Here is a 25865-nt window from a genome sequence, read left to right as displayed (position 1 = left end):
TTTAAGCTCATAGGGAAATGGGTAGAAGTAATTAAACAAAGGAGAGATTATTATGACAGCGACTCGCGGATTAGAAGGAATTGTAGCTACTACGTCATCCATCAGTTCCATCATTGATGACACTCTTACATATGTAGGCTACAATATCGACGATCTAGCAAATAATGCTAGTTTCGAAGAGGTTATCTACTTATTGTGGCATCTTAAGCTTCCTACTGCAGGAGAGTTGGAAGAGCTATCCAACCAGCTTGCAGAGAATGCAGCTCTTCCACCTGAGGTGATCGAGCACTTCAAGATGTACAACACCAAGGAAGTCCACCCGATGGCAGCACTCAGGACGGCAGTATCCATGCTTGGCCTGTATGATGATAAGGCAGATGTCATGGATCCACAGGAAAACTACATGAAAGCCGTTCGCCTGCAGGCGAAGATCCCGACAATCGTCACGTCATTCGCCCGCATCCGTAACGGACAGGAACCGATTGCCCCTCGCAAAGACTTGAACTTTGCGGCGAACTTCCTGTATATGCTGAACGGCAAAACGCCTGAGCCGGTTGAAATTGAAGCGTTCAACAAAGCCCTCGTCCTTCATGCCGACCACGAATTGAATGCGTCTACCTTCACGGCCCGTGTATGCGTTGCCACTCTATCAGATGTTTATTCTGGTGTGACGGCGGCCATTGGCGCGTTGAAAGGCCCACTTCACGGTGGTGCGAATGAACAGGTCATGAAGATGCTCACTGAAATCGGAAGCGTTGACAAGGCTGAAGAGTATGTCCTTGATAAGCTGGAGAAGAAAGAGAAAATCATGGGCTTCGGACACCGTGTCTACCGTCAGGGGGACCCTCGTGCCAAGCATCTTAAAGAAATGTCGAAGCGCCTTACCGAGCTGACAGGTCAAGGGAAATATTACGAAATCTCCGAAAAAGTGGATGCAACGTTCACATCGAAGAAGGATCTTCCACCGAACGTCGATTTCTATTCTGCTTCCGTTTATCACAGCCTTGGAATCGACCACGATCTGTTCACGCCGATCTTTGCGGTCAGCAGGGTATCGGGCTGGCTTGCACACATCCTTGAGCAATATTCCGACAATCGTCTGATCCGTCCTCGTGCCGATTATATCGGGCCTGGAAAGCAAGAATACGTACCGGTAAGCGAAAGAGGTTAATCACCGATATTTACAAACACTCAAAATATTGGTGTAATAGTAATAGATAAAGGGAATGACATGCTCACTGCGATGGGCGTTGTTCCCTTTGATAATGAGTAAATGGAGGGTACATACATGACACAAGCTGAAAAAATCACGAATGAGAATGGCCAACTGAACGTCCCGAACCATCCGATCGTACCATTTATCGAAGGAGACGGAACAGGTCCCGACATCTGGGCTTCCTCCCAGCGCGTCCTTGATGCAGCCGTTGAAAAAGCGTATAACGGTGAGCGCAAGATTGAATGGAAAGAAGTATATGCAGGTGAAAAAGCATTCAACAAAACGGGTGAATGGTTGCCTGCAGAGACGCTTGAAGCGATTCGTGAATACTTCATCGCCATCAAAGGACCACTGACCACTCCTGTAGGAGGCGGGATCCGTTCATTGAACGTAGCTCTCCGTCAAGAGCTTGACCTCTTCACATGTCTTCGCCCTGTACGCTACTTCGAAGGTGTACCTTCACCGGTGAAGCGTCCTGAAGATACGGATATGGTCATCTTCCGTGAAAACACAGAAGATATCTATGCCGGTATCGAGTATGCAAAGGGTTCTGATGAAGTGAAAAAATTGATCAGCTTCCTTCAAGATGAAATGGGCGTCAACAAGATCCGCTTCCCTGAAACATCCGGTATCGGGATCAAACCTGTATCAGAAGAAGGGACAAGCCGTCTTGTGCGCGCTGCCATCAACTATGCAATCACAGAAGGCCGCAAATCTGTAACCCTTGTCCACAAAGGGAACATCATGAAGTTCACTGAAGGAGCCTTCAAAAACTGGGGCTACGAGCTTGCTGAGAAAGAATTCGGCGATAAAGTATTCACTTGGGCTCAATACGATAAGATCAAGGATGCTGACGGTCTTGATGCAGCAAACAAAGCACAATCCGATGCTGAAGCTGCAGGCAAAATCATCGTAAAAGATTCCATCGCGGATATCTTCCTTCAACAAATCCTTACGCGTCCTGCTGAATTCGATGTTGTAGCGACCATGAACCTGAACGGTGACTACATCTCGGATGCCCTAGCTGCACAAGTCGGCGGAATCGGAATTGCTCCTGGAGCAAACATCAACTATGAATCCGGCCATGCCATCTTTGAAGCAACACACGGAACTGCACCTAAATATGCAGGCCTTGATAAAGTGAATCCATCTTCTGTCATCCTATCCGGCGTTCTTCTTCTTGAACACCTCGGTTGGAATGAAGCAGCAGATCTGATCACGAAATCAATGGAAAAAACAATCGCTTCCAAAGTCGTAACCTATGACTTTGCTCGTCTCATGGATGGAGCAACAGAAGTGAAATGTTCAGAGTTCGGTACAGCCTTGATCGACAATATGTAATACATTGACTGACAGGGGCAGGTTCTGCTCCTGTCTTACATAAGAACAGGGGGAAGCAATGATGACAATCAAACGTAGAAAAGTTTCAGTAATCGGTGGAGGATTCACTGGTGCCACGACAGCATTGATGCTTGCACAAAAAGAACTTTCTGATGTGGTGCTTGTTGATATCCCGCAAAATGAAGATCCGACCAAAGGAAAGGCTTTGGATATGCTCGAAGCAAGTCCGGTACAAGGATTCGATTCGAACATCATCGGTACGTCGAACTATGAAGATACGAAGGACTCTGACATCGTCGTCATCACAGCCGGTATCGCGCGTAAGCCTGGAATGAGCCGTGATGATCTTGTTCAGACGAATCAAAAAGTCATGAAGTCCGTGACACAGGAAATCGTGAAGTACTCACCAAACTGTTACATCATCGTATTGACGAACCCTGTGGATGCCATGACCTATACGGTGTTCAAAGAGTCCGGATTCCCTAAAGAGCGCGTCATCGGTCAATCGGGTGTCCTTGATACTGCCCGCTTCCGTACATTCGTTGCCCAAGAACTGAATCTATCAGTGAAAGACGTTACTGGTTTCGTTCTTGGTGGACATGGAGACGACATGGTACCGCTCATCCGCTATTCCTATGCAGGCGGAATCCCGCTTGAAACATTGATTCCGAAAGATCGCCTCGATGCCATCGTTGAGCGCACGCGTAAAGGTGGTGGGGAAATCGTCGGTCTTCTTGGAAACGGAAGTGCCTACTATGCCCCTGCAGCTTCACTCGTTCAGATGGTGGAAGCGATCCTCAAAGATCAACGCCGCGTCATCCCTGCCATCGCTTATCTTGAAGGCGAATATGGATATGACGGAATTTACCTTGGTGTACCAACGATCCTTGGTGGAAACGGTCTTGAGAAAATCATCGAGCTTGAACTGACGGAAGAAGAGAAAACAGCACTCGGCCAATCGGCAAGTGCCGTCAAAAACGTCATGGAAGCATTGGTTTAAACCAATACCTGAGGCTGGAACATGTCTTAGTCACAGGAAAACCCGAATTCATTTGTCTGAAATAAGGCAAAAGAATTCGGGTTTTTCATTTATTTCACAACATTTTTCTATCGTTTCCAGCTGTTGATTGGAGTGCAAGACGAAGACCCCTGCTGGAAGAGTGGCTCCCCGCAGGCGTGCCGAGGAGGCTCACGGGCTGCGAAGTCTTGCACGGAAATCATGAGCGGTATAATGGCATCTTTTTCGTTTTGTCTCAACCTTTTTTTCATGCACTGAATCCCTTTTGAAATCCTACTAAAAAGTCCTTTGTTTGGGCACAATAGAAATGATACTATATTAATAGAAAGACTATTCAAAAATGTAAGTGTTTACATTCAGGAGGTGCGTTCATGTTACTGGGTAAAAAAAGAAAACCGGGAAGAAAAATCGAAGATATGACCATTGGTGAGAAGCTGACGCTTACAGAGAAGATCGAGGACAATCAACTCCTTCTCTATCTTGGTTTGACGAATGATGCCAATCCTTTATATATTCAGCACGACTATGCATCGCAAACGCCTTTCAAGAAGCCGATCGTCCCATCCATCATGCTGACGGGAATCATCACATCAGCTGTCTCGAAATACCTGCCAGGACCCGGCTCCCATATCACCGAACAATCGATCCAATTCCATAAGCCGGTCTATCATTACGCTACCGTCCGTTTCCTGTTCGAAGTGAAGGAAATCGATCTGAAGGCCCATTCCGTTATCATCGAAGTCACTGCAGACAACGAAGACGATGAAAGGGTCGTGACGGGAAGAATCAGCGTGTGCCCGCCACATCGGTTGGAAAAGATGAATAGTCACGCGTTGGAAAATTTTTGAGCCGCTCCCTTTAGAGGGAGTTTTTTTATTCTGAGTCGCTTACCCTCCCGACACTCAAAATGGGTGCGGTGCCATTCCTACGCATCCTTTCTGAAATGTCGGATGGAAGAGGGGACATTTAGCCCGACTATTCTCTAAACGCCGAATAGTAGTGGTAACACGACAAAATTATATTATAATAAAAGTACAATTACATAATGCTAATGGATGAAGGGGTAAATTCATTCTCTTGGAGGCCTATAATCAATGAGCAAAAACATTCTGGTAGTGGATGATGAACAATCGATCGCAACATTGTTAAAATACAACCTGGAACAATCGGGTTATGCTGTCATGACGGCATATGACGGAGAGGAAGGCTTGAATAAGGCCGTCTCTGAATCACCCGATTTGATCATCCTTGATCTGATGCTTCCATCCATGGATGGGATCGAAGTATGCAAAGAACTGCGCCAGCGCAAGATCAGTACGCCGATCCTCATGCTGACGGCAAAGGACGATGAGTTAGATAAGGTTCTGGGACTAGAACTCGGTGCCGATGATTATATGACGAAGCCTTTCAGTCCACGTGAAGTGGTGGCAAGGGTGAAAGCGATCCTGAGGAGAAGCCAGGCAGCCGCAGCCGTGAAAGAACAATCCGAAAGCAATGAAGTGGACTACAAGGAAGTCGGAGAACTGAAAGTATACCCTGAACAATATGAAGCGTATTTCCAAGGTGAGCTCCTTGAACTGACCCCGAAGGAGTTTGAACTTCTTCTCTACCTGACAGACAACCGGGGAAGGGTGTTGACGAGAGACCAGCTCTTGAGCGCCGTGTGGAATTATGATTTTGCAGGCGACACAAGGATCGTGGATGTGCATATCAGCCATCTCCGTGAGAAAATCGAGACCAATACGAAGAAACCGATTTACATCAAGACCATCAGGGGTCTTGGCTATAAATTAGAGGGTCCCAAATCCTCATGACCAAGTATAGGACGAAGCTTCTTCTGGCGCTTATCACCCTCATCATCGGCGTGTTGATTGGGCTGGGCCTTCTACTTGGACAAATTTTCAAGAATTTTTATCTTGAGACGCTGAACTCCAGAATCCAGAAAGAAGCAAGGCTTCTTGCCAATTCAATAGAAGAAAACGGACCGCTCCAGGGAACGAATCCTTCCATCATCAATGAGCTCAGCGATATTCTCGATGTTCGAATCACCCTGCTGGATGAGGACGGGAAGGTCATTGACGATACGAAAAGACCGAATTCCCTTGGGAATCAGAAGCAGAAGGAGATCATCGCATCCATCAAGGATGAATGGGATGTGAAGGATCGTCACAAGAAGGTGGTCGATGAAGGCAGGGAGTTCCGTTACTATTGGTATCCCCTCAATCAGAAAGGGAATCAATCCGACGGACTCCTCATCATGAGTACCGAGGTGGATGAATTCGAAGAAGGGAATCAGCAGATTTGGCTGGTCCTGACGATTTCCCTCGTACTCGCCCTTGTTCTGATCATCATCCTGGGATCAAGGATCACCGTACGGTATACAAAACCGATTGAATCGGCCACCAATGTAGCCATGGAGCTTGCGAAAGGGAATTATCGTGCCAGGACCTTCGAGGATCGACTCGATGAGACCAGCATGCTGAGTTCATCGATCAATATCCTGGCCCGTAACCTCCAGGAAATGGTCAATGCCCAGGAAATGCAGCAGGACAGACTCACCACCCTGATCGAAAATATGGGAAGTGCCCTTCTCCTCATCGATCATCGCGGGTTCATCGTACTGACCAACCGCACCTTCCGGGAATTTTTCGATTTGGAGGAAAAGGACCTGCGGAAGGTCCGCTATCATGAAGTGATCCATTTCCAAGAGGTGAATCGATTGGTGGAGGAGATCTTCATGACAGAGAAGCGGGTCCGGAAGCAGATCCTTCTTCCTTACCAGATCGAGCGGAGGCACTACGAGGTATACGGGGCTCCGATCATCGGGCATAACAATGTGTGGAAAGGGATCGTCGTGGTCTTCCATGATATCACGGAACTAAAAAAGCTCGAGCAGATGAGAAAAGATTTTGTCGCCAATGTGTCGCATGAATTGAAGACGCCGATCACATCGATCAAAGGCTTCTCTGAAACTCTCCTCGATGGGGCGATGAAGGATGAAGACACCTTGAGGAATTTCCTCGACATCATCCTGAAGGAAAGCGACCGTCTTCAATCACTGATCCAGGATCTCCTTGAGCTATCAAAAGTGGAAAAGAGCGGGTTCGAGCTCTCCCTTCAAAAGGAGTCCATATCCGGTCTCATTGAAGAGATCCTGCCGATACTGAACGAGCGTGCCAGGGAAAAGGGTATCACCCTGGATGTGCACAATGAATCCCCGGTCCTCGCAGAGGTGGACAGCTACCGGTTGAAGCAGGTGTTCATCAACCTGATCAGCAATGCGATATCCTACACTCCCCAAGGCGGGATCGTGGAAGTAGGAGTGGAGGATGCAGGCAAGCAAGTGCTTGTCTCCATAAAGGATAACGGGATCGGAATCGCCCAAGAGGAGATTCCGCGTATATTCGAACGCTTCTATCGGGTTGATAAAGCAAGGAGCCGGAACTCCGGAGGAACCGGTCTGGGCCTTGCCATCGTCAAGCACATCCTGGAGGCCCATGAGGCGAAGATCGAAGTCGAAAGTGAACTGAATCAGGGGACGACATTCAAGGTCCTATTGAACAAACAATTTCATGAGGGCATACATGAAGGGGAATGATGGTTTTTTTACAAACCATTTACAAAGTGTTAAATTCCGGTTAACATACCGGTGATACGATACTAAGTGAAACCCCTTCATCCAAGGTGTTGATGAAAAGACGAGAACCGACCCCGTTCTCGTCTTTTTGCATGGAATTTTTCCCACCATTGTAATATTCCTGAAACTTTTCAGGGGAAGGACCGTATAGATTAGTAGAATGGGTCAGACAAAATGGGGGGATTTCATGAGCTTGAAGCAAACGTATAAGGTGACGGGGATGGTGTTGGGAGCACTGATCCTCATCGCGGTACTGGTGACGTCGTGGTACACGGTGGATGAGTCGGAACAGGCGCTTGTCCTTACATTCGGGAAGGCAGGGGATCCCGTAGTGGAACCGGGCCTGCACTTTAAGATGCCTTGGCCGATCCAACAGGTAGAAACGCTATCAAAAGAAACGTTCACACTTCAATTCGGGTATGAAGAAAGCGAAGGGGAAATCAAAAATTTCCCGAAAGAAACCAAAATGATCACGGGTGATGAATACATCGTCCTGGCCGATTTAGTTGTGCAGTGGAAAATCACCGATCCCGAAGGCTATCTCTTCAATGCCGAAAACCCGAAGGAAATTCTCTATGATGCCACATCCTCATCCATCAGGAGCATCATCGGCAGTTCGCTGATCGATGATGCATTGACCTCGGGAAAGGCCAAGATCGAAGGCGATGTCAGAGACCTTCTGACCAATCTGATAGAAGACTATGATATAGGGATTTCCATCATCGGTGTAAAGCTGCAGGACGTGGAACTGCCGAATGAAGATGTGCGCTCCTCCTTCACGGCCGTCACCGATGCGCGTGAAATGAAAAATACAAAAACCAATGAAGCCAAAAAGTATCAGAATCAGCGCATGAATGAAGCACAGGGAGAGAAGAAGGCGATTATGTCCAAGGCAAAGGGCGACAAGATTGCAAGGATCGAACAGGCACGAGGGGATGTGGCCGTTTTCGATAAACTCTATGATCAATACAAAACCAACCCGGATATCACACGGAAACGTCTGGTTCTTGAAAGCCTTGAAACCGTCCTGCCAAATGCCGAGATCTACATTATGAAAGATGACGGGGAAACCCTGAAGCACTTCCCGATCCGACCGATGGAAGGGAAAGCGAAGGCGGAGGCGGAAGAAAAGGAGGCGAAGGCCGATGAGTAATCCTAACGTCTATCAATTCGAGAAGAAAGAGCGGCCTCCGACAGACTGGAAGCCTTACGTCAGGACAGGGATATTCCTGGTGGTACTCCTTGCACTTCTCCTGGTTGCCTTCACCTCCGTATATATTGTGAAAGAAGGAGAATACAAGGTTGTCCGCCAGTTCGGTGAAGTGGTGCGGATCGACGAAGAGCCGGGCCTGAAGGTGAAGGTTCCCTTCATACAATCAGTGACGACGTTGACGAAGCGGCAGATGACGTCCGATGTGACAGAAGCTGAGATCAATACAAAGGATAAAAAGCGGATGCTCATCGATAACTATGCCGTATGGCAGATCACCGATCCTTTGAAGATGATCTCCAATGCACGGAATGTCATCAACGCAGAAGCGAAGATGGAGGATTTCATCTATTCCGTGGTCAGGGCAGAGCTTGGTAAACTGGAATATGAAGAGGTCATCAATGATGAGAAGTCATCGAGAGGGAGCCTGAACGACCAGATCACCGATAAGGTCAATGAACTCCTCGAAAACCAGCAGTACGGGGTGGTGGTCAAAGATGTACGGATCAAACGCACCGACCTGCCTGAGGCAAATGAGAAGTCCGTCTATACCAGGATGATTTCGGAGCGGGAATCCAAGGCGCAGGAGTACCTTTCCCAGGGGGATGCGGAGAAACAGAGCATCACGGCCGAAACGGACCGTGAAGTGAAGGAGCTCATCGCAAAAGCAGAAACGGAGGCCAATGTGATCAGGGCTGAGGGGGAATCCGAAGCGGCGGTGATTTATAATAAATCATTCTCTAAAGACCCTGAGTTTTATGATCTGTACCGTACGCTTGAAACCTACAAAAAGACGATTGACGATGAAACTGTGATCGTCCTTCCATCCGATTCACCTTATGCCCGCCTGCTGATGGGCTATACTGAATGATCGCAAAGCCTCCTGTCCGGAGGCTTTTGTTGTGCGACGGGAGACTCCAGCCGTTAGCCAGTATGGAAGGGAGGGTCCTCACCCGTTTTCAGCACGACGGGCAGGGCCAGACACCGTGTCCCTCATGGCGGTCAGGGGTGGGGATTTTTCCTTTCAATCCCGGTCATGGTAGAATGGGTATAGAGAAGGTTCATCCTTATGTGATGAACGTACAGGAGGTACCGCCATGTCAAAAAAACTAGTCTTGATCGATGGAAACAGTATCGCATATCGCGCATTTTTTGCCCTGCCGCTGTTGAACAACGATAAAGGTGTACATACGAATGCCGTCTATGGCTTCACTACGATGCTTCAAAGGATCCTCGAGGATGAGAAACCCTCGCATATCCTGGTTGCATTCGATGCCGGAAAGACCACTTTCAGGCATGAAACATTCAAGGAATATAAAGGGGGCAGACAAAAGACCCCGCCCGAGCTATCGGAACAGTTCCCCTACATCCGGGAGCTTCTGGATGCATATGGGATCAAACGATACGAGAAGGAGAACTACGAGGCCGATGACATCATCGGGACCCTGTCACTGAGGGCCGAAGCGGAAGGCTTTGACGTGAAAGTGTTTTCGGGAGACAAGGATCTGACGCAGCTCAGCTCGGATAAAACGACAGTGTGCATCACGCGTAAAGGGATCACGGATCTTGAAATCTATACGCCGGAACACGTGAAGGAAAAGTGGGAAATCACGCCCGACCGCGTCATCGATATGAAGGGTCTCATGGGAGACAGCTCGGATAACATCCCTGGCGTACCGGGTGTCGGTGAGAAGACGGCGATCAAACTGTTGAAGCAGTTCGGAACGCTTGAAGAGCTTCTGTCTTCCATCGATCAGGTGAGCGGGAAGAAGCTGAAGGAGAAGCTTGAAGAGAATAAGGAACAGGCCATCATGAGTAAAGAACTGGCAACGATCCTCCGTGAAGCGCCGGTGGATGTGGGTCTCGACGACCTTCACTATGAAGGGGAGGAGACCCAGGAACTGAAAGCCGTCTTCAAGGATCTCGGCTTCAATTCCCTTCTCGAGAAAATGGGTGAAACCGTCGAGGAAGAACCGGTGGAACAAGAGGAGATTTCATTCGCGGTACTGGACGAAATCAAAGAGGATCATCTTGCAAAGGAAAGCTCCCTCTATATTGAAATGCTCGAGGATAATTATCATACAGGCAAGGTCATCGGGATCGGTCTCCACAACGAAAAGGGAACCTATTTCTTTTCCATGGAAACGGCAGCAGCGTCCCCAGCGTTCAAAGCGTGGGCCGAGGACGGGGAATCCGTCAAGCATGTCTACAACGCTAAAGAAACGATCGTATCCTTCCTGAGGGAAGGCATCGAAATCGAAGGGATCGACTTCGATCTCTTGCTCGCGTCTTATATCATCAATCCTTCTGAATCGAGTGAGGATTTCGCCACGATTGCCAAAGGACACGGACAGGCCGGCATGAAATCCGATGAAGCGGTCTTCGGCAAAGGGGCGAAACAGAAGGTACCGGATCTTGAGGTGCTGTCTGAACACATCGCAAGGAAGGCGTTCGTTCTCTGGACCTTGAAAGGGACATGCATGGACGAGCTCGAGGAGAACAATCAACAAGAATTGTTTACCGATCTTGAGCTTCCTCTCGCCCTGATCCTGGCCGAGATGGAACACACCGGTGTGAAGGTGGACTGTGATCGTCTGAATGAAATGAAGGATGAACTCGCCGAACGTCTTGTTGAACTGGAGAAGAAAATCCACGAGCTCGCAGGGGAAAGCTTCAATATCAATTCTCCCAAGCAGCTCGGCGTAGTCCTGTTCGATAAGCTCGGTCTTCCTATCATCAAGAAGACGAAGACCGGCTACTCAACGTCTGCCGATGTATTGGAGAAGCTGCAGTCGAAGCATGAGATCATCGACTACATCCTCCATTATCGACAGCTTGGTAAGCTGCAGTCCACATACCTTGAAGGGTTGTTGAAGGTGGTCCATGAGGAAACCGGGAAGATCCATACGCGTTTCAATCAGGCCCTCACTCAGACCGGGCGCCTCAGCTCGACGGATCCGAACCTTCAGAACATCCCGATCAGGCTGGAAGAAGGCCGTAAAATCAGACAGGCATTCATTCCATCAGAAGAGGGCTGGGTGATGTTCGCGGCCGACTACTCACAGATCGAGCTTCGCGTCCTTGCCCATATCGCTAAAGATGAAAAGCTGATCGAAGCCTTCCGGAACGATATGGATATCCATACAAAGACGGCGATGGACGTCTTCGGGGTGGCAAAAGAAGATGTTACATCGAATATGCGGCGTCATGCGAAAGCCGTCAACTTCGGGATCGTCTACGGGATCAGCGACTACGGTCTGTCACAGAGCCTGGATATCTCACGGAAAGAAGCCGGTGAGTTCATCAACAAATACCTTGAAAGCTTCCCTGGGGTAAAGGATTATATGGAAGACATCGTGCAGGATGCCAAACAGAAAGGCTATGTCACGACCCTGCTCAAACGCAGGAGATACCTTCCTGAAATCACGAGCCGGAACTTCAACCTGCGGAGCTTCGCGGAGCGTACAGCGATGAACACACCGATTCAAGGAAGTGCAGCCGATATCATCAAAAAAGCGATGATCGATATGGCAGCCCGCCTTGAAAAAGAAAATCTGAAATCCCGCCTTCTCCTTCAGGTGCATGATGAACTGATCTTCGAAGCGCCGAAGGATGAAATCGAGATCCTGGAAAAAATCGTACCTGAAGTCATGGAACAGACAATGGAGCTTGAAGTGCCCCTCAAGGTGGACTATTCCTATGGCGACACATGGTACGATGCCAAATAGAGAGGAGTAGGACCGGTGCCTGAACTTCCAGAAGTAGAAACAGTCAGAAGGACATTGGAGGTCCTTGTAGTAGGAAAGACGATCAAAGAGGTGGCCGTGAGCTGGCCGAAGATGATCAAGCAACCATCCGAGACGGCTCAATTCACGGACTCCCTTAAAGGTCAGGAAATCCTTGCGATGGGACGACGGGGGAAGTTTTTGATCTTTTACCTGAATGATGTCTCCCTTGTCTCCCATTTGAGGATGGAGGGGAAGTATGCCCTTCATCAAAAGGATGAGCCCGTGGAGAAGCATACCCATGTGGTATTCACGTTCACGGATGGGACGGAATTGAGATACCGCGATGTACGGAAATTCGGGACGATGCACTTGTTCAAAAAAGGGGAAGAACTTCTTCATCTGCCCCTCCTGCAGCTTGGACCCGAACCGTTTGAAGAAGCGTTCACGCCTGACTACCTTCACGGCAGGTTTGCCGGAACCTCAAGGATCGTCAAGGCCGTTCTCCTCGACCAAACCGTCATGGTGGGACTCGGGAATATTTACGTCGACGAAGCGCTATTCCGTTCGGGTATCCATCCCGACCGGAAAGCATCATCCCTGACAGTTGATGAAGTCGGGAATCTGCATCAAAGCATCATCGCCACCCTCAGGGAAGCGGTGGATATGGGGGGGAGCACGATCCGCTCCTACGTGAACTCCCAGGGACAAATGGGGATGTTCCAGCAGAACCTGTATGTGTACAGCAGGAATGGCGAAGCTTGCAGACAATGCGGTACGCCGATCGAGAAGAAAGTATCCGCAGGAAGAGGGACGCATTATTGCCCCCACTGCCAGCGCCTTTAACATTTAACATCTGATAAGCCCATACCATATAGTATTGTATTGATGATTGGGAGGGCTATCAGAATGAACACACTTTTCTCCTTACTACTACTGGCATTTGCTGTAAGCCTTGATAATTTCAGTACGGGACTGACATATGGATTACGAAAAGTCAAAATACCTATAAAATCAATCACCATCATTTCCTTATGCTCTGCATTATGCTTATTGATCGCCATGTTCATGGGTCAAGCGATCTCTGTCATCCTTTCACCCGAATGGGCAGGAAGGGTCGGAGGGTTGATCCTGGTGGCCATCGGACTCGCGGTGCTTTATCAGTTTTTCAGACCGGAGAAGGACACACCCGTGGAAGAGAAAGAAAAGACCTTGATCAATGTGGAAATCAAATCGATCGGCCTCGTGATCCAGATCATGAGGCGTCCGTTGACGGCCGATTTCGACCGCTCCGGAACCATTACCGGCGTCGAAGCATTCATGCTCGGCATCGCCCTTTCCCTTGATTCGTTCGGTGCAGGGCTGGGGGCCGCGCTTTTGAATTATTCTCCTTTTCCACTTGCCATCGCCATCTTCTCCATGAGTTTCATCTTCCTCACCTGCGGATTGCAGTTGGGCGTCTACTTCTCTCATATCAGATGGATCCAGCGGGTCGCCTTTCTGCCTGGCGTCCTATTGATTTGTCTGGGGATCATGCGGTTCTAGGGAATGGTGCTGAACGAAAGGATCGATGAAAGTGGCAAACATCATTGGACTGACGGGCGGCATTGCAAGCGGTAAAAGTACAGTATCGGCATTACTACAAGAAAAGGGGTATACCATCATCGATGCAGATCTTGCAGCACGCATGGTGGTGGAAGTCGGGCAGCCCGCGTACCTCGCCATCGTCGAAGCATTCGGCAAGGGCATCCTACAGGAAAACGGCCAGATCGACCGTGCAGTTCTCGGGGCCATCATCTTCAATGACCAGACGAAACGGAATCTTCTCAATGGAATCGTGCATCCGGCTGTAAGGAGCATGATGCTCTCCCATAAAGACGAGGCCGTTGAAAACGGGAAACAGACCATCATCATGGATATTCCCCTTCTATTTGAAAGTGATCTGACATGGATGGTGGATCGGACGATCGTCGTCACCGTGGAAAAAGACGTTCAGCTCAGCCGATTGATGAAGCGGAACAAAATGACCGAAGAAGAGGCAGCGTCCCGCATTTCCTCTCAGCTCCCCTTGAGGGAAAAAGTAGAGAAGGCAGACGCAGTCATTGATAATAATGGTTCGGTGGAAGATACCTTGAAGCAGGTGGAAGAACTCCTGACTGCATGGGGATTGAAGCCGTGAATGGAAAGTCGCCGGAATTTGTCCGGCGGCTTTTCTATTTTTCCGGGGAGCTTAGTGGACTTTAACCAAGCTGTAAGAAATATGAATAAAAGAAAGCGTTATCAGAATGTTACAACATTTCGACTATATGCAAAACTTGGTGGTCAATTCCGTTAAATATGTTATACTATTTTTAGAAAACAAACATATGAGTATAACATTAATATAGAGGGGAGCAGGATATATGATGGCGAGAGTGGCAATCAATGGATTTGGTCGAATTGGGAGAATGGTATTTCGGAAGGCGATTATGGAGGATGACTTGGAAGTCGTGGCCATCAATGCCAGCTATCCGGCAGAAACACTGGCGCATCTGATCAAGTATGATACCAACCACGGTACATTTCAGGCAGATGTGGCAATCGGGGAGGATTCACTGATTGTCAATGGGAAGACGGTAAAGCTACTGAGCAACCGCGATCCGGCTGCCCTTCCATGGAATGAATTGAATGTGGATATCGTCATCGAAGCCACAGGCAAGTTCAATTCTAGGGAGAAAGCTGCCCTGCATCTGGATGCTGGTGCAAGAAAAGTGATCTTGACGGCCCCGGGTAAAAATGAAGACGTTACCATCGTGATGGGGGTCAACGAAGACGCTCTCAAAATCGACGAACATCATGTGATTTCCAATGCATCATGCACCACAAATTGCTTGGCACCTGTGGCAAAAGTGCTTCATGAGCAGTTCGGGATTGAAAACGGTCTGATGACCACGGTGCATGCCTATACGAATGATCAAAAGAATATCGATAACCCCCATAAAGACCTTCGGAGGGCGAGAGCGTGCGGCCAATCCATCATTCCGACGACGACTGGAGCAGCAAAGGCGTTGGCTCTCGTCATGCCGGAATTGAAAGGTAAGCTTCACGGGATGGCACTTCGTGTCCCGACTCCGAATGTATCTCTTGTGGACCTTGTGGTCGATGTAAAAAGGGATGTAACGGTCGATGAAATCAATGATGCCTTCACGGCTGCCTCAATGGGCTCCATGCACGGAATCGTTGAATTCACGACGGAGCCACTCGTGTCAATCGATTTCAACACCAATCCCCACTCTGCCATCATAGATGGTCTTTCCACCATGGTGATGGATGATCGCAAAGTCAAGGTGCTTGCATGGTACGATAATGAATGGGGTTACTCCTGCCGGGTCGTCGACCTAGTGAGGTTCACGGCATCCAAGATGGAAGCGGCAGCCGGGGTGAATGTTTGAAAGAACCAATATAAAAAGAACGAACGAACATAGGAACGCATCGAGGATGCGTTCTTTTTTCGTGCTTAAATGGCCTGCCAGGAACCGGAAACCTGCCGGGGGCCACCAGCCTGCTGACCACATCAAAACCCATAGGCACCGTCTGGGCCCTCCAGACAAGAAGTACTAGTCCGTATGCAGGCTTTCACGTCGGGAAAATCCATATCCCTGCACACTGGATGCGAGATCGGACCCATGAAAAAACTTTTGAAAATTTATTGCAAATGGGGTTTAAACCAAGTATACTATTTTTCGTGAACTTCTTAACAGCAAATGATTACTGAGTTAACTACTTAAAGGGTTAGGACCTCTTCGGACTAACTTTCCCCCGTGGTGGTTAAGATTTTGCCAAGGGACTTGTTCATTTTGACGAAAAAAATTATGTCAAAGGGGGAAACGATCAAATGGAAACAATGGGTCGTCATGTAATCTCTGAACTATGGGGTTGCGATTTTGAAAAGTTGAATGATGTAGTAGGAATTGAAAAAACGTTTGTGGACGCAGCTCTTAAATCAGGTGCTGAAATCCGTGAAGTGGCCTTTCACAAATTTGCTCCACAAGGCGTGAGCGGAGTGGTGATCATCTCTGAATCCCACCTGACCATCCACAGCTTTCCTGAACATGGATATGCCAGCATCGATGTGTATACATGCGGAGATCTAGATCCGAACATCGCTGCAGAATATATAGCTGAAGCATTGGGTGCTGATACCCGTGAAACAATCGAACTTCCGCGCGGCATGGGACCTGTACAGGTTAAGAAATCACAGGCTCAGGCGCTCTAATAGTTGAATCTTCAAGAGGTGCATGACTCATGCATCTCTTTTTTTATTGGAGTTGTTCCCGCTTTCAATGTCTCCATTTTCAATCCTCAGTTTTTCGTGTAAAATGGGGATATACAAAGGGAGGAAAATGATCATGAGCGGAATCAAGACCTTGCTGAAACGTTTTCAATCGGAATGTGAAACATCGGATAAGCAGGAAGAAGAAGTCCTGCAGACCCATTATTATAAATCCATGCAAAGTGGGACATTCAATGCCGTCCTCGAATTGTTCTCCTCTCCCCAGTACGATATCCTGTCCGAATCAAAGGACAGGGGAGAGATCACGATCCGGAAGAACGGGACCCCGCAGCTGTTCATCGTTGCCACGGTCATCGGGGTAAGGCCCCTCGAGACGGCGGTCGATTTCAAACTGAGTACGGATAAGGGGAAGATCCTCGGTACGTATTCCGTCCTGAAGGCGCAGATCAAGAATTATTATGATGTCCTGGACGGGAAATTAACGAGGGTAAGATAGCGAGAACTTGTGGTGAGCACCACTTTTCTATATCATAAGTGTAAATGAGTTTAGCATAACGGAGCTGATAGTATGAAATGTCCGTCCTGCCAGAATAACGGCACCCGGGTGGTGGATTCGCGTCCGGCTGATGAAGGGCGTTCCATCAGGAGAAGAAGAGAATGTGAAGTGTGCGGGTTCCGGTACACCACGTTCGAAAAGGTGGAAGAACTGCCTTTGATTGTGGTGAAGAAGGAAGGCCTGCGAGAAGAGTTCAGCAGAGAAAAGATCCTCCGCGGTCTTATTAAGGCATGCGAGAAACGTCCTGTCCCATTGGAGACGCTCGAGAAGCTTTCCCTGAATATCGAAAAGGACCTCCGCAATCAGGGGGTGTCCGAGGTCGAGTCCGTGAAAGTGGGAGAGATGGTCATGGATCGCCTGGCGCAGGTCGACGAAGTCGCTTACGTCCGGTTTGCTTCGGTATACAGACAATTCAAGGATATCAATGTGTTCATAGATGAATTAAAAGAACTGATCAAAAAAGAGTGAAAGACCGAGCTGAAGAGTCCATCTTTGGCTCTTTTTCTCTTATGTGTCGAAAGGTAGAGGTCAATGATGAAGAATCACTGGAATGAAATTCAGCCTGTGGATCATTATACGGTCTGCACCAACGGGCTCCTGCAGGAATTTGAGAGGAAGATCATCACATTCTTATATCAGCCCCTGATCGGTCCCGTTTCCTACAGCCTGTATATGAGCCTGTGGGGAGAGGTGGAAGAAAGCAGGCTATGGTCGGCACCTTCCAACCATTATCATCTCATGAATATCCTGTCCATGAATCTCCAGGAAATCCACGAAGCGCGCATGAAGCTTGAGGGGATCGGCCTGCTTAAGACGTACGCGAAGAAAGGGGAGGGCGAGCGGAGCTTCATTTATGAACTTCAGCCCCCGCTGCTGCCCAATGATTTTTTCACAGATGGAATGCTGAATGTATATCTGTTCAGGAAGATTGGACGGTCCCACTACCTGCGCCTGAAAGAATCGTTCACTGATCGCGGGATGGAAGCGGATAGCTTTACAGATGTCACCCGATCGTTTCAGGATGTATTCTCCTCGGAGAACAGCATCGACTTCCTTCGCCATGAGGCCAATGACGGCTCATTGACGAACGAAGCGAAGGCGTATATCGGCTATGGGAAGAACGATGGCCCTCCCATGGATGATATCGACTTTGATTTCAGCCTGTTGCTCAACGGACTTTCAGAATCCATGGTGCCGAGAAGGGCTTTCACCCCTCTCGTGAAAGAGACGATCCTGAAGCTCAGCTATCTATACGGGATCGGTCCCCTTCAGATGAAAAACATCCTATTGGGTTCCCTCGATTCAGATGAAGCGATTGATGTAGAGCAATTGCGGAAATCCGCCCGTGATTGGTATCAGCTGCAAACCGGCGATGAACTGCCCGATCTGACGCCGAAAGCGAAACCAGTGAACAAAGAAGCCTCCAAACCGTTGACGAGGGAGGAGGAGCTTCTGGAGTATCTTGAAAGCACATCGCCAAAGGATGTCCTCGCTGATATCTCCAATGGAAGTGCCGCATCGAAGTCGGATCTTCAGGTTGTTGAAGAGATTGTCATGACGCAGAAACTGCCCCTTCCCGTCATCAATGTCCTCATTCAGTATGTGCTGCTGAAGACGGATATGAAGCTGACGAAAGGGTATATGGAGAAGATTGCTTCCCATTGGGCCAGGAAGAAAGTGACCACTGCCGGAGAAGCGATGGAGCTTGCCAAGAATGAACATAAGCAATACATGGAGTGGGCATCCGGTAAAAATGAAAAGCGGACCACCCGTAGGAAGCCGATCAGGACGGAGAAACTGCCTGATTGGTTCCAGGAAGATGAGAAAGTCGAGGCGAAAAGTCAGAACGGGGAAACCTATGACCTGGAAGCCGAAAAAAGAAAACTAGAAGAAGAATTGAAGAATTTTCGGAAGTAGGTGAAGGAGATGGAAAGAATCAACCATACACTCAAGAGGCTTGCTGCATCCGGTTCTTTTCAAGAGCGGTATGACGCCATGAGAAAAGAGATCCTGGCGAACCCCGATGTGAAGGATTTCGTCAGGAAGGAGGATGTACCTGGGGATGTGATCGATGCGAATCTGATGAAATTATATGAATACATCTCCCAGAGTAAGGAATGCAGCGGATGTCCTTCCCTGGCTGAATGCAAGAATATGATGGAAGGGTATGAGCCCCATCTTGTTGTGAGGGGACGTGTCATCGATATCGAGTATCATCGTTGTCCGAGGAAAGTCGTGCACGACGAACGGACAAGCTCCCAGCGTTTGATCAAAAGTTTATACGTGCCGAAAGATATCCTTCATGCCTCCTTCGATGAACTTGAGCCCGACTCCAAGGGGAGGGTGGAAGCAATCCGTCAGGCCATGGCCTTCGTACGCGATTACGAAGAAGGCAAGAAGATGAAGGGCCTTTATTTCTACGGAAAGTTCGGTGTCGGGAAGTCGTATCTCCTCGGTGCGATTGCCAACGAGCTCGCCGAGAAGAAGATCTCGTCCATGATTGTCTATGTTCCGGAGTTCTTCCGCGAGATCAAGCAGTCCCTCGGTGATCATACAACCAATGAAAAACTGGATGCCGTCAAAACGGCGCCCATCCTCATGCTCGATGATATCGGGGCGGAAACGATGTCGAGTTGGGGGCGGGATGAAATCCTCGGTACGATCCTGCAGTACAGGATGCTTGAAAACCTGCCGACCTTCTTCACCTCCAACTTCAATCATAGCGAGTTGACCCATCACCTTACCTATTCACAGCGCGGGGAAGAGGAAAAACTAAAAGCCGCGAGGATCATGGAAAGGATCAAATACCTGGCCGCACCCGTTCTGATCGATGGACGTAACAGACGGGAATAGGATACATGAGTGGCTAGGGAAAACGTGTAGCGAAACCCGAATCCAATTGCCTGTGATAAGGCAATTGGATTCGGGTTTTTCATTTGTCCAATGATTCCATAGGTACCTGCGTTTGATCGGAAGACTCCTGAGGAAAGAGCAGCATGCAGGCCGAGTACGATCACGGATAACCCATCTCGCAAGGGAACGATGAGAAGCAGTAAGAACCTACATGGATTGCCTTCGTCATGAAATAATCCCTTTTCGTGTTGTCCAGACCTCCTTTGCAGGGTCCCGAAAACGTGCCCGACCCGGACGCGTCCTGTAAATTTATTCGCCCCCCACTTCTAAATTGGCCAGGCCCTCCATATACATAAAGCAGGGAAATGGCTTTAAGGAGGCGGGATCGATTGGTAGAATTGATTTTCAGACGAAAGGCTGATGCACTGCGATGTCAGAAGCATCTGTGCGCACCATCCTGGATAAAGGAAACGCAGATTCAAAGATGCAGCCACTATGCAATTTCGATAGAAGTGAAGACCGACCGTGATAGAATCAGTCTTGGAACAAGCCTGACGACCTTCATCATCAACGAGATGTGGAAGGGGTGGACGGAAGAGACCCTTAAAGCGGATTATTATTACAATGATCCGGAGGAAGTGGACCAGATCTGCGCCATCATTTCAGAAATGAGGAGCGGGGAACGACCGGAACTGACGGAATTCTTGACCGACTGGGATGAGAGTGGGCTCGTGTTGGGAGAAGTTCAGAACCTCCTCTGCCATCCGGCACCTGTCACGTTCGATTCCTTTGCGACATTCAGGTTGAAGAACCTCCATGATAAATGGAGGGAGATGCTCGGACTTGCCATTGATGAGTACAAGATGGAGCAGGAATATCAAGTGTTCATCCAGATGCTGAGGGAGTATCTCGCCATCAGGGGAGAGAGGACCGATACCATCCACTTGTATCCTTCGAGGACAGGCTTCCGTTTTTTCGATGGCCACTATACGGAAGTGACGAAGGAAGAGCTGATGAACGCCATCGATAAACGATTGTTCTTTCAGCACCCCCTGTATGTAGATTCCTCCACCATCGCTCCGTTGCTGTCGCTTGCACCGAAAAGCATTTTTGTATATGGAACGGAAGAGGAGAAAATCGTCACCACCCTGAGAAATATATTTGAAGACAGACTGGATATCCTTCCGGTCAGCTACTTCCCCGATCCGTGCATCCCCCTGGATCTTGCCAACGAATAAGATAGGATGGCGCCCTCTTGCTTTTCCGGACATAACCGATTATAATACCTACATACTAAGTGCATACAAACAGGTTATGATGAGGACAACAATCTTCCGGACGGGATTACAGAGAGGGAAGCCGAATGGCTGCAAGCTTCCTATCAGCAAGGATGAATTGACCACCTCTGAACTTCGATTGCGAACGGGGATATCCCCAGTAGTCATCGACGGCGAAACGTCGTTATCAAGACAATGAAGTCATTCCCGTGATGGGGATGAAAAGTTGGGTGGAACCGCGAGTGCAACCTCGTCCCTTCGTATATTTACGGAGAGACGGGGTTTTTTGTTTTTTATTCGGCCGATTCTTGGCCAATGATGAATCATAAAAGGAGTGATATGCTATGTCAGAAGTAGTGAAAATGCAGTTCCCTGATGGGAATGTGAAGGAGTTCCCAAAAGGGACAACAACAGAGGAAATCGCAGCCTCGATCTCACCAGGTCTGAAGAAAAAGGCATTGGCAGGGAAAGTGAATGGGAATCTGATTGATCTCCGGACAGGAATTGAAAGCGATGGAAGCATCGAAATCATCACTCCACCAGGTGAAGACGCCCTGGAAATCCTGCGCCACAGTACAGCCCACTTGATGGCTCAGGCGATCAAACGCCTGTATCCCGAAACGAAACTCGGCATCGGACCGGTCATCGAAGGTGGATTCTACTATGATGTCGATTCCGAGCATACCTTCACACCTGAAGATCTTCCTTTGATCGAAAAGGAAATGAAAAAGATCACCGGTGAAAACCTCGAGGTCATCCGTAAAGAGGTAAGCCGTGATGAAGCCCAGCGCATTTATGAGGAAGTCGGCGATGAATATAAGCTCGAGCTTCTTGAAGCCATCCCTGAAGGGGAGCAGGTATCCATCTACGAACAAGGCGAATTCTTCGACCTTTGCCGCGGGATCCACATCCCGTCGACCAACAAGATCAAGGAGTTCAAACTCCTCAGCATCGCAGGTGCCTACTGGCGCGGAAACAGCGACAACAAAATGCTGCAGCGGATCTATGGTACAGCTTTCTTCAAGAAAGAAGACCTGGAAGAGCATCTCCGCCTGCTTGAAGAAGCGAAGGAACGCGATCACCGTAAAATCGGGAAGGAACTGGATCTGTTCATGACGTCCCAAAAGGTCGGTCAGGGTCTGCCGATGTGGCTTCCGAAAGGGGCAACCGTCCGCCGCATCGTCGAACGTTATATCGTGGATAAAGAGGAGCGCCTGGGCTACAACCACGTGTATACTCCGGCACTCGCAAGCGTCGAGCTTTACAAAACAAGCGGTCACTGGGATCACTACCAGGAAGATATGTTCCCGATCATGGAGATGGACAACGAAGATCTTGTTCTCCGTCCGATGAACTGCCCACATCATATGATGATTTATAAAAATAGCATCCACAGCTACCGGGAGTTGCCGATCCGTATCGCGGAATTGGGTCTCATGCACCGCTATGAAATGTCCGGTGCCCTCTCTGGCCTCCAGCGTGTACGTGGCATGACGTTGAATGATGCCCATATCTTCGTCCGCCCGGATCAGATAAAGGATGAATTCAAGCGTGTGGTCCATCTTGTACAGGAAGTATATAAAGACTTCGATATCAACGAGTATTCCTTCCGCCTGTCTTACCGCGATCCGGAAGACAAAGAGAAATACTTCGATGACGACGAGATGTGGAACAAGGCTCAAGGCATGCTGAAAGAAGCCATGGATGAGCTGGAAATCGACTATTTCGAAGCAGAAGGGGAAGCGGCTTTCTACGGACCGAAGCTTGACGTTCAAGTGAAGACTGCCCTCGGCAAAGAAGAGACCCTTTCCACTGTCCAGTTGGACTTCCTTCTTCCGGAACGTTTCGATCTCACTTATGTGGGGGAAGACGGGAAGCAACATCGTCCGGTCGTTATCCACCGCGGTGTCGTCTCGACAATGGAACGCTTTGTGGCCTTCCTCATCGAAGAGTACAAAGGGGCATTCCCGACATGGCTCGCACCGACTCAGGTACAGGTCATCCCGGTATCGCCGGATGTGCATTTCGACTATGCCAAAGAAGTACAGGAAAAATTGCAGGCTGAAGGCCTCCGTGTCGATATTGATGACCGGAATGAAAAAATCGGCTACAAGATCCGTGAAGCCCAGATGAGCAAGGTGCCATACATGCTTGTTGTCGGGGATAACGAAATCAAAGAAAAAGCCGTCAATGTCCGCAAGTATGGTGAACAGAAGTCAGAGACGCTTTCCTTCGATGCCTTTGCCGATATGGTGAAATCCGAAGCGAAACGCGGATAACGTCTTTCTTTTTGCCGGTGAGCATGCATCTTTCGGGAAAACCTCAAAAAAAGGTTGCACTCTACCGAGATGAATGCTATCATGAAATACGTTGTGACAAACCGGTTTGACTTTGGTATTGTCTTATGGTATAGTATCTAAGGTGAATTGAATACAGTTTGGTACAAGTAGAGGCATCCCGCTTCTCACCTGAATGACGCGTTTTGCAGTTACCAGGTAACTTTCATGATAATTAAGCGATGTGCTTTATAATCAGATGCGGGTGTTTCGACACTCGCATCTTTTTTGTTTCTGAAATGAAGGTCGGGTGCTGCAAACCGATACCGCGTATTCTTTTAAATTACCTTGGAGGTGGCTAGTTATTAGCAAAGACATGATCTTAAACGAAACGATTCGTGCCCGTGAAGTGCGTCTGATCGATCAGAATGGTGAACAGCTTGGAATCAAAACCAAGAACGAAGCCCTTGAAATCGCAGAACGCGTCAATCTTGATCTTGTTCTCGTTGCTCCAACTGCAAAACCACCCGTTGCCCGTATCATGGACTACGGAAAGTTTAAGTTCGAACAACAGAAGAAAGAAAAAGAAGCCCGTAAAAATCAAAAGATCATCAATCTGAAAGAGGTTCGCCTGAGCCCGACGATCGATGACCATGATTTCAATACGAAACTTCGCAATGCTCGTAAGTTCCTTGAAAAAGGAGACAAAGTTAAAGCGTCTATCCGATTTAAAGGCCGTGCGATCACGCACAAAGAGATCGGCCAACGTGTACTCGATCGTTTCTCCGATGAGTGCAAAGACGTTGCAACCGTTGAATCAAAGCCTAAAATGGATGGTCGCAGCATGTTCTTGGTGCTCGCACCAGTCAACGAAAAATAATCGACCCGAGGAGGAAAAGCACATGCCAAAAATGAAAACTCACCGCGGCTCAGCTAAGCGTTTCAAGAAAACAGGTTCTGGTAAACTTAAACGTTCTCACGCTTACACAAGCCATTTATTCGCTAATAAATCTACTAAAGCAAAACGTAAGCTACGTAAAGCTGCTGTTGTCTCTAAAGGAGATTTCAAACGCATTCGTCATATGCTTGACAACCTTAAATAAAAAGCAAGTAAGAAATAGGAGGGAATTATTATGCCACGCGTAAAAGGCGGAACAGTAACTCGCAGACGTCGTAAAAAAGTTCTTAAATTAGCCAAAGGTTATTTCGGTTCAAAACATACTCTTTATAAAGTAGCAAACCAACAAGTCATGAAATCATACATGTATGCTTATCGTGACCGTCGCCAGAAAAAACGTGACTTCCGTAAGCTTTGGATCACTCGTATCAATGCAGCTGCACGTATGAACGGTCTTTCTTACAGCCGTTTGATGCACGGACTTAAGCTTGCTGGTATCGAAGTGAACCGTAAAATGCTTGCTGAGCTAGCGGTTTCTGATATCAATGCGTTCAACCAATTGGCTGACGCAGCAAAAGCACAATTGAACAAGTAATCTTGTTGAGGGATCGGCCCACGGTGGCCGGTCCTTTTTGCATAGAGAGAAAGGGAGATTGCATGGAAACATGGGTCATCGCATTGAATCTGTATCTCATCGTGATCAATATCGCCGGTTTCGTCCTGATGGGTCGCGACAAAGAAAAGGCAAGGCGGGGGGAGTACCGGATCAGCGAACGGACGCTGTGGCAGGTGGCGATCCTAGGGGGGAGCGTCGGCAGTTACTTCGGCATGCGCATCCATCGCCATAAGACGAAGCATGTTGCGTTCAGGCTAGGCTTCCCATTGCTGGTCATCCTGCATGGGGGACTTTATATCTGGTTTGTCTTGTGAGTTCTGACAGGAGGGGGCGTCTCATAGGATAGAATAGCACGTGAACATCATCAGAGGCATAGTAGGGGGTTTTGCATCATGGATGATCGTTTAGTCGCTGCATTTGCCGTCATGGAAGCGAGTGGTTTTATCGCCCCTTTCCTGTTCATTCTGTTCCACATCTTAAGGCAGTTCCTCTTCATCCCTGTCGCACTGGTCTGCATGGCGGGAGGTCTATTGTTCGGAAGTGTGTTCGGGACGATTTATTCCCTGATCGGTTTGACGCTCTTATCCGTTCTTTTCTTCTTTGTCATCAAAGGGGTTCCGACGTTCGCCGAAAGGCTCCTGAAGCTGAAGGAAAAGTGGTTCGGCCGGAATGCCGTATTGACGACCGGTCAGATCGCGGTGTTGAAGCTGATCCCGTTCGTCCACTATCAGCTCCTCAATCTGTGTCTCCTTGAGCGTCATAGGGAATTCAAACCGTTCCTCAGGGCGGCTTTCCTCTCGAATATTCCCCTGGCATTCTTTTATACGGTATTCGGTCAATACATCACCACGTTCTCCCCGCCGATCATCGTCATGATCATCCTGTCCCTGGCTGTCCTGTTTTATCTTCTCAGGGAAAAGGTGCGGGTCATTTCATGGAATGAATTCTTTCCGAGCAAATAAGAAAGGG

Annotated in this window: 25 protein-coding genes and 2 other annotated features; all 25 genes read left to right on the top strand. The window is 48.5% G+C overall.

The genetic code is table 11. The annotated features are described in order from the left end of the window. Positions 1-52 precede the first annotated feature (52 nt). Positions 53-1171, top strand: a complete 1119-nt coding sequence (gene citZ, locus ABJ225_RS10885) for a citrate synthase (RefSeq protein ID WP_159640717.1) — start codon at positions 53-55, stop codon at positions 1169-1171. Between the two features lie 117 nt (positions 1172-1288). Beyond that, a complete protein-coding gene (gene icd, locus ABJ225_RS10880) occupies positions 1289-2557 on the top strand; it encodes an NADP-dependent isocitrate dehydrogenase (protein WP_053426363.1) in 1269 nt (422 codons plus the stop codon). A 61-nt stretch (positions 2558-2618) separates the two neighbouring features. Then, positions 2619-3557: a malate dehydrogenase gene (gene mdh / locus ABJ225_RS10875; protein ID WP_048006330.1), complete on the top strand. Its 939-nt coding sequence runs from the start codon at positions 2619-2621 to the stop codon at positions 3555-3557. Between the two features lie 389 nt (positions 3558-3946). Further along, entirely contained in the window at positions 3947-4423 is a 477-nt protein-coding gene (locus ABJ225_RS10870) for a MaoC family dehydratase (protein WP_347320126.1), read from the top strand. 246 nt (positions 4424-4669) lie between these two features. After that, a complete protein-coding gene (locus tag ABJ225_RS10865; protein WP_347320124.1) occupies positions 4670-5389 on the top strand; it encodes a response regulator in 720 nt (239 codons plus the stop codon). Then, positions 5386-7173 carry a two-component system histidine kinase PnpS gene (pnpS, locus tag ABJ225_RS10860; protein WP_347320122.1) on the top strand — a complete coding sequence of 596 codons (1788 nt, stop codon included), beginning with the start codon at positions 5386-5388 and terminating at the stop codon, positions 7171-7173. The genes ABJ225_RS10865 and pnpS overlap by 4 nt, the downstream gene beginning before the upstream one ends. Before the next feature lie 226 nt (positions 7174-7399). Beyond that, positions 7400-8365, top strand: a complete 966-nt coding sequence (gene hflK, locus ABJ225_RS10855) for an FtsH protease activity modulator HflK (RefSeq protein WP_079516787.1) — start codon at positions 7400-7402, stop codon at positions 8363-8365. Next, positions 8358-9293, top strand: a complete 936-nt coding sequence (gene hflC / locus ABJ225_RS10850; RefSeq protein ID WP_053426366.1) for a protease modulator HflC — start codon at positions 8358-8360, stop codon at positions 9291-9293. Before hflK ends, hflC begins: the two co-directional genes overlap by 8 nt. A gap of 226 nt (positions 9294-9519) precedes the next feature. Further along, positions 9520-12150 carry a DNA polymerase I gene (gene polA / locus ABJ225_RS10845; protein WP_079516606.1) on the top strand — a complete coding sequence of 877 codons (2631 nt, stop codon included), beginning with the start codon at positions 9520-9522 and terminating at the stop codon, positions 12148-12150. A 15-nt stretch (positions 12151-12165) separates the two neighbouring features. Further along, positions 12166-12993: a DNA-formamidopyrimidine glycosylase gene (mutM, locus tag ABJ225_RS10840; RefSeq protein WP_079516605.1), complete on the top strand. Its 828-nt coding sequence runs from the start codon at positions 12166-12168 to the stop codon at positions 12991-12993. A gap of 63 nt (positions 12994-13056) precedes the next feature. Then, a complete protein-coding gene (gene ytaF / locus ABJ225_RS10835; protein WP_056534960.1) occupies positions 13057-13692 on the top strand; it encodes a sporulation membrane protein YtaF in 636 nt (211 codons plus the stop codon). 31 nt (positions 13693-13723) lie between these two features. Beyond that, entirely contained in the window at positions 13724-14326 is a 603-nt protein-coding gene (coaE, locus tag ABJ225_RS10830) for a dephospho-CoA kinase (protein ID WP_347320119.1), read from the top strand. A 223-nt stretch (positions 14327-14549) separates the two neighbouring features. Beyond that, positions 14550-15578, top strand: coding sequence for a glyceraldehyde-3-phosphate dehydrogenase (locus ABJ225_RS10825; protein WP_056534962.1), 1029 nt, complete (start codon positions 14550-14552; stop codon positions 15576-15578). 443 nt (positions 15579-16021) lie between these two features. Then, entirely contained in the window at positions 16022-16402 is a 381-nt protein-coding gene (gene speD / locus ABJ225_RS10820; RefSeq protein ID WP_048006319.1) for an adenosylmethionine decarboxylase, read from the top strand. A 133-nt stretch (positions 16403-16535) separates the two neighbouring features. Beyond that, positions 16536-16916, top strand: a complete 381-nt coding sequence (locus tag ABJ225_RS10815) for a hypothetical protein (RefSeq protein WP_056534964.1) — start codon at positions 16536-16538, stop codon at positions 16914-16916. A gap of 72 nt (positions 16917-16988) precedes the next feature. Next, on the top strand, positions 16989-17444 hold the full coding sequence (gene nrdR / locus ABJ225_RS10810; protein WP_347320116.1) for a transcriptional regulator NrdR: 456 nt from the start codon (positions 16989-16991) through the stop codon (positions 17442-17444). Positions 17445-17510: 66 nt separating this feature from the next. Continuing rightward, a complete protein-coding gene (locus ABJ225_RS10805; RefSeq protein ID WP_056538355.1) occupies positions 17511-18893 on the top strand; it encodes a replication initiation and membrane attachment family protein in 1383 nt (460 codons plus the stop codon). A gap of 9 nt (positions 18894-18902) precedes the next feature. Further along, entirely contained in the window at positions 18903-19829 is a 927-nt protein-coding gene (gene dnaI, locus ABJ225_RS10800) for a primosomal protein DnaI (protein WP_056534968.1), read from the top strand. A 389-nt stretch (positions 19830-20218) separates the two neighbouring features. Further along, positions 20219-21067 carry a sporulation protein YtxC gene (gene ytxC / locus ABJ225_RS10795; protein ID WP_056534970.1) on the top strand — a complete coding sequence of 283 codons (849 nt, stop codon included), beginning with the start codon at positions 20219-20221 and terminating at the stop codon, positions 21065-21067. A gap of 67 nt (positions 21068-21134) precedes the next feature. Further along, positions 21135-21367 (top strand) — a binding site (T-box leader). Between the two features lie 83 nt (positions 21368-21450). After that, complete coding sequence (thrS, locus tag ABJ225_RS10790) at positions 21451-23385, top strand: threonine--tRNA ligase (RefSeq protein WP_056534972.1); 1935 nt, start codon at positions 21451-21453, stop codon at positions 23383-23385. A 159-nt stretch (positions 23386-23544) separates the two neighbouring features. Beyond that, positions 23545-23677 (top strand) — a sequence feature (ribosomal protein L20 leader region). A gap of 81 nt (positions 23678-23758) precedes the next feature. Next, positions 23759-24262: a translation initiation factor IF-3 gene (infC, locus tag ABJ225_RS10785; RefSeq protein ID WP_053426373.1), complete on the top strand. Its 504-nt coding sequence runs from the start codon at positions 23759-23761 to the stop codon at positions 24260-24262. Between the two features lie 22 nt (positions 24263-24284). Further along, positions 24285-24485 (top strand): 50S ribosomal protein L35, encoded by a 201-nt coding sequence (gene rpmI / locus ABJ225_RS10780; protein WP_032087387.1) that lies wholly within the window; start codon positions 24285-24287, stop codon positions 24483-24485. A 30-nt stretch (positions 24486-24515) separates the two neighbouring features. Beyond that, positions 24516-24875, top strand: a complete 360-nt coding sequence (gene rplT, locus ABJ225_RS10775) for a 50S ribosomal protein L20 (protein ID WP_048006313.1) — start codon at positions 24516-24518, stop codon at positions 24873-24875. A gap of 62 nt (positions 24876-24937) precedes the next feature. Then, positions 24938-25210, top strand: a complete 273-nt coding sequence (locus tag ABJ225_RS10770; RefSeq protein WP_056534974.1) for a DUF1294 domain-containing protein — start codon at positions 24938-24940, stop codon at positions 25208-25210. 78 nt (positions 25211-25288) lie between these two features. Beyond that, positions 25289-25858, top strand: a complete 570-nt coding sequence (locus tag ABJ225_RS10765; protein WP_079516599.1) for a TVP38/TMEM64 family protein — start codon at positions 25289-25291, stop codon at positions 25856-25858. The last annotated feature ends 7 nt before the right edge of the window (positions 25859-25865 follow it).

The organism is Rossellomorea sp. RS05 (assembly GCF_039822645.1).
GTDB lineage: Bacteria > Bacillota > Bacilli > Bacillales > Bacillaceae_B > Rossellomorea > Rossellomorea marisflavi_B.
The sequence above is the reverse complement of the archived record's forward strand: the minus strand, read 5'-3'. Positions and strand labels throughout refer to the sequence as shown.

Coding starts and splice junctions, on each gene's coding strand:
- citZ (WP_159640717.1), top strand. CDS start 53: ATGACAGCGACTCGCGGATTAGAAGGAATTGTAGCTACTACGTCATCC.
- icd (WP_053426363.1), top strand. CDS start 1,289: ATGACACAAGCTGAAAAAATCACGAATGAGAATGGCCAACTGAACGTC.
- mdh (WP_048006330.1), top strand. CDS start 2,619: ATGACAATCAAACGTAGAAAAGTTTCAGTAATCGGTGGAGGATTCACT.
- ABJ225_RS10870 (WP_347320126.1), top strand. CDS start 3,947: ATGTTACTGGGTAAAAAAAGAAAACCGGGAAGAAAAATCGAAGATATG.
- ABJ225_RS10865 (WP_347320124.1), top strand. CDS start 4,670: ATGAGCAAAAACATTCTGGTAGTGGATGATGAACAATCGATCGCAACA.
- pnpS (WP_347320122.1), top strand. CDS start 5,386: ATGACCAAGTATAGGACGAAGCTTCTTCTGGCGCTTATCACCCTCATC.
- hflK (WP_079516787.1), top strand. CDS start 7,400: ATGAGCTTGAAGCAAACGTATAAGGTGACGGGGATGGTGTTGGGAGCA.
- hflC (WP_053426366.1), top strand. CDS start 8,358: ATGAGTAATCCTAACGTCTATCAATTCGAGAAGAAAGAGCGGCCTCCG.
- polA (WP_079516606.1), top strand. CDS start 9,520: ATGTCAAAAAAACTAGTCTTGATCGATGGAAACAGTATCGCATATCGC.
- ytaF (WP_056534960.1), top strand. CDS start 13,057: ATGAACACACTTTTCTCCTTACTACTACTGGCATTTGCTGTAAGCCTT.
- ABJ225_RS10825 (WP_056534962.1), top strand. CDS start 14,550: ATGATGGCGAGAGTGGCAATCAATGGATTTGGTCGAATTGGGAGAATG.
- speD (WP_048006319.1), top strand. CDS start 16,022: ATGGAAACAATGGGTCGTCATGTAATCTCTGAACTATGGGGTTGCGAT.
- ABJ225_RS10815 (WP_056534964.1), top strand. CDS start 16,536: ATGAGCGGAATCAAGACCTTGCTGAAACGTTTTCAATCGGAATGTGAA.
- nrdR (WP_347320116.1), top strand. CDS start 16,989: ATGAAATGTCCGTCCTGCCAGAATAACGGCACCCGGGTGGTGGATTCG.
- ABJ225_RS10805 (WP_056538355.1), top strand. CDS start 17,511: ATGAAGAATCACTGGAATGAAATTCAGCCTGTGGATCATTATACGGTC.
- dnaI (WP_056534968.1), top strand. CDS start 18,903: ATGGAAAGAATCAACCATACACTCAAGAGGCTTGCTGCATCCGGTTCT.
- thrS (WP_056534972.1), top strand. CDS start 21,451: ATGTCAGAAGTAGTGAAAATGCAGTTCCCTGATGGGAATGTGAAGGAG.
- infC (WP_053426373.1), top strand. CDS start 23,759: ATGATCTTAAACGAAACGATTCGTGCCCGTGAAGTGCGTCTGATCGAT.
- rpmI (WP_032087387.1), top strand. CDS start 24,285: ATGCCAAAAATGAAAACTCACCGCGGCTCAGCTAAGCGTTTCAAGAAA.
- rplT (WP_048006313.1), top strand. CDS start 24,516: ATGCCACGCGTAAAAGGCGGAACAGTAACTCGCAGACGTCGTAAAAAA.
- ABJ225_RS10770 (WP_056534974.1), top strand. CDS start 24,938: ATGGAAACATGGGTCATCGCATTGAATCTGTATCTCATCGTGATCAAT.
- ABJ225_RS10765 (WP_079516599.1), top strand. CDS start 25,289: ATGGATGATCGTTTAGTCGCTGCATTTGCCGTCATGGAAGCGAGTGGT.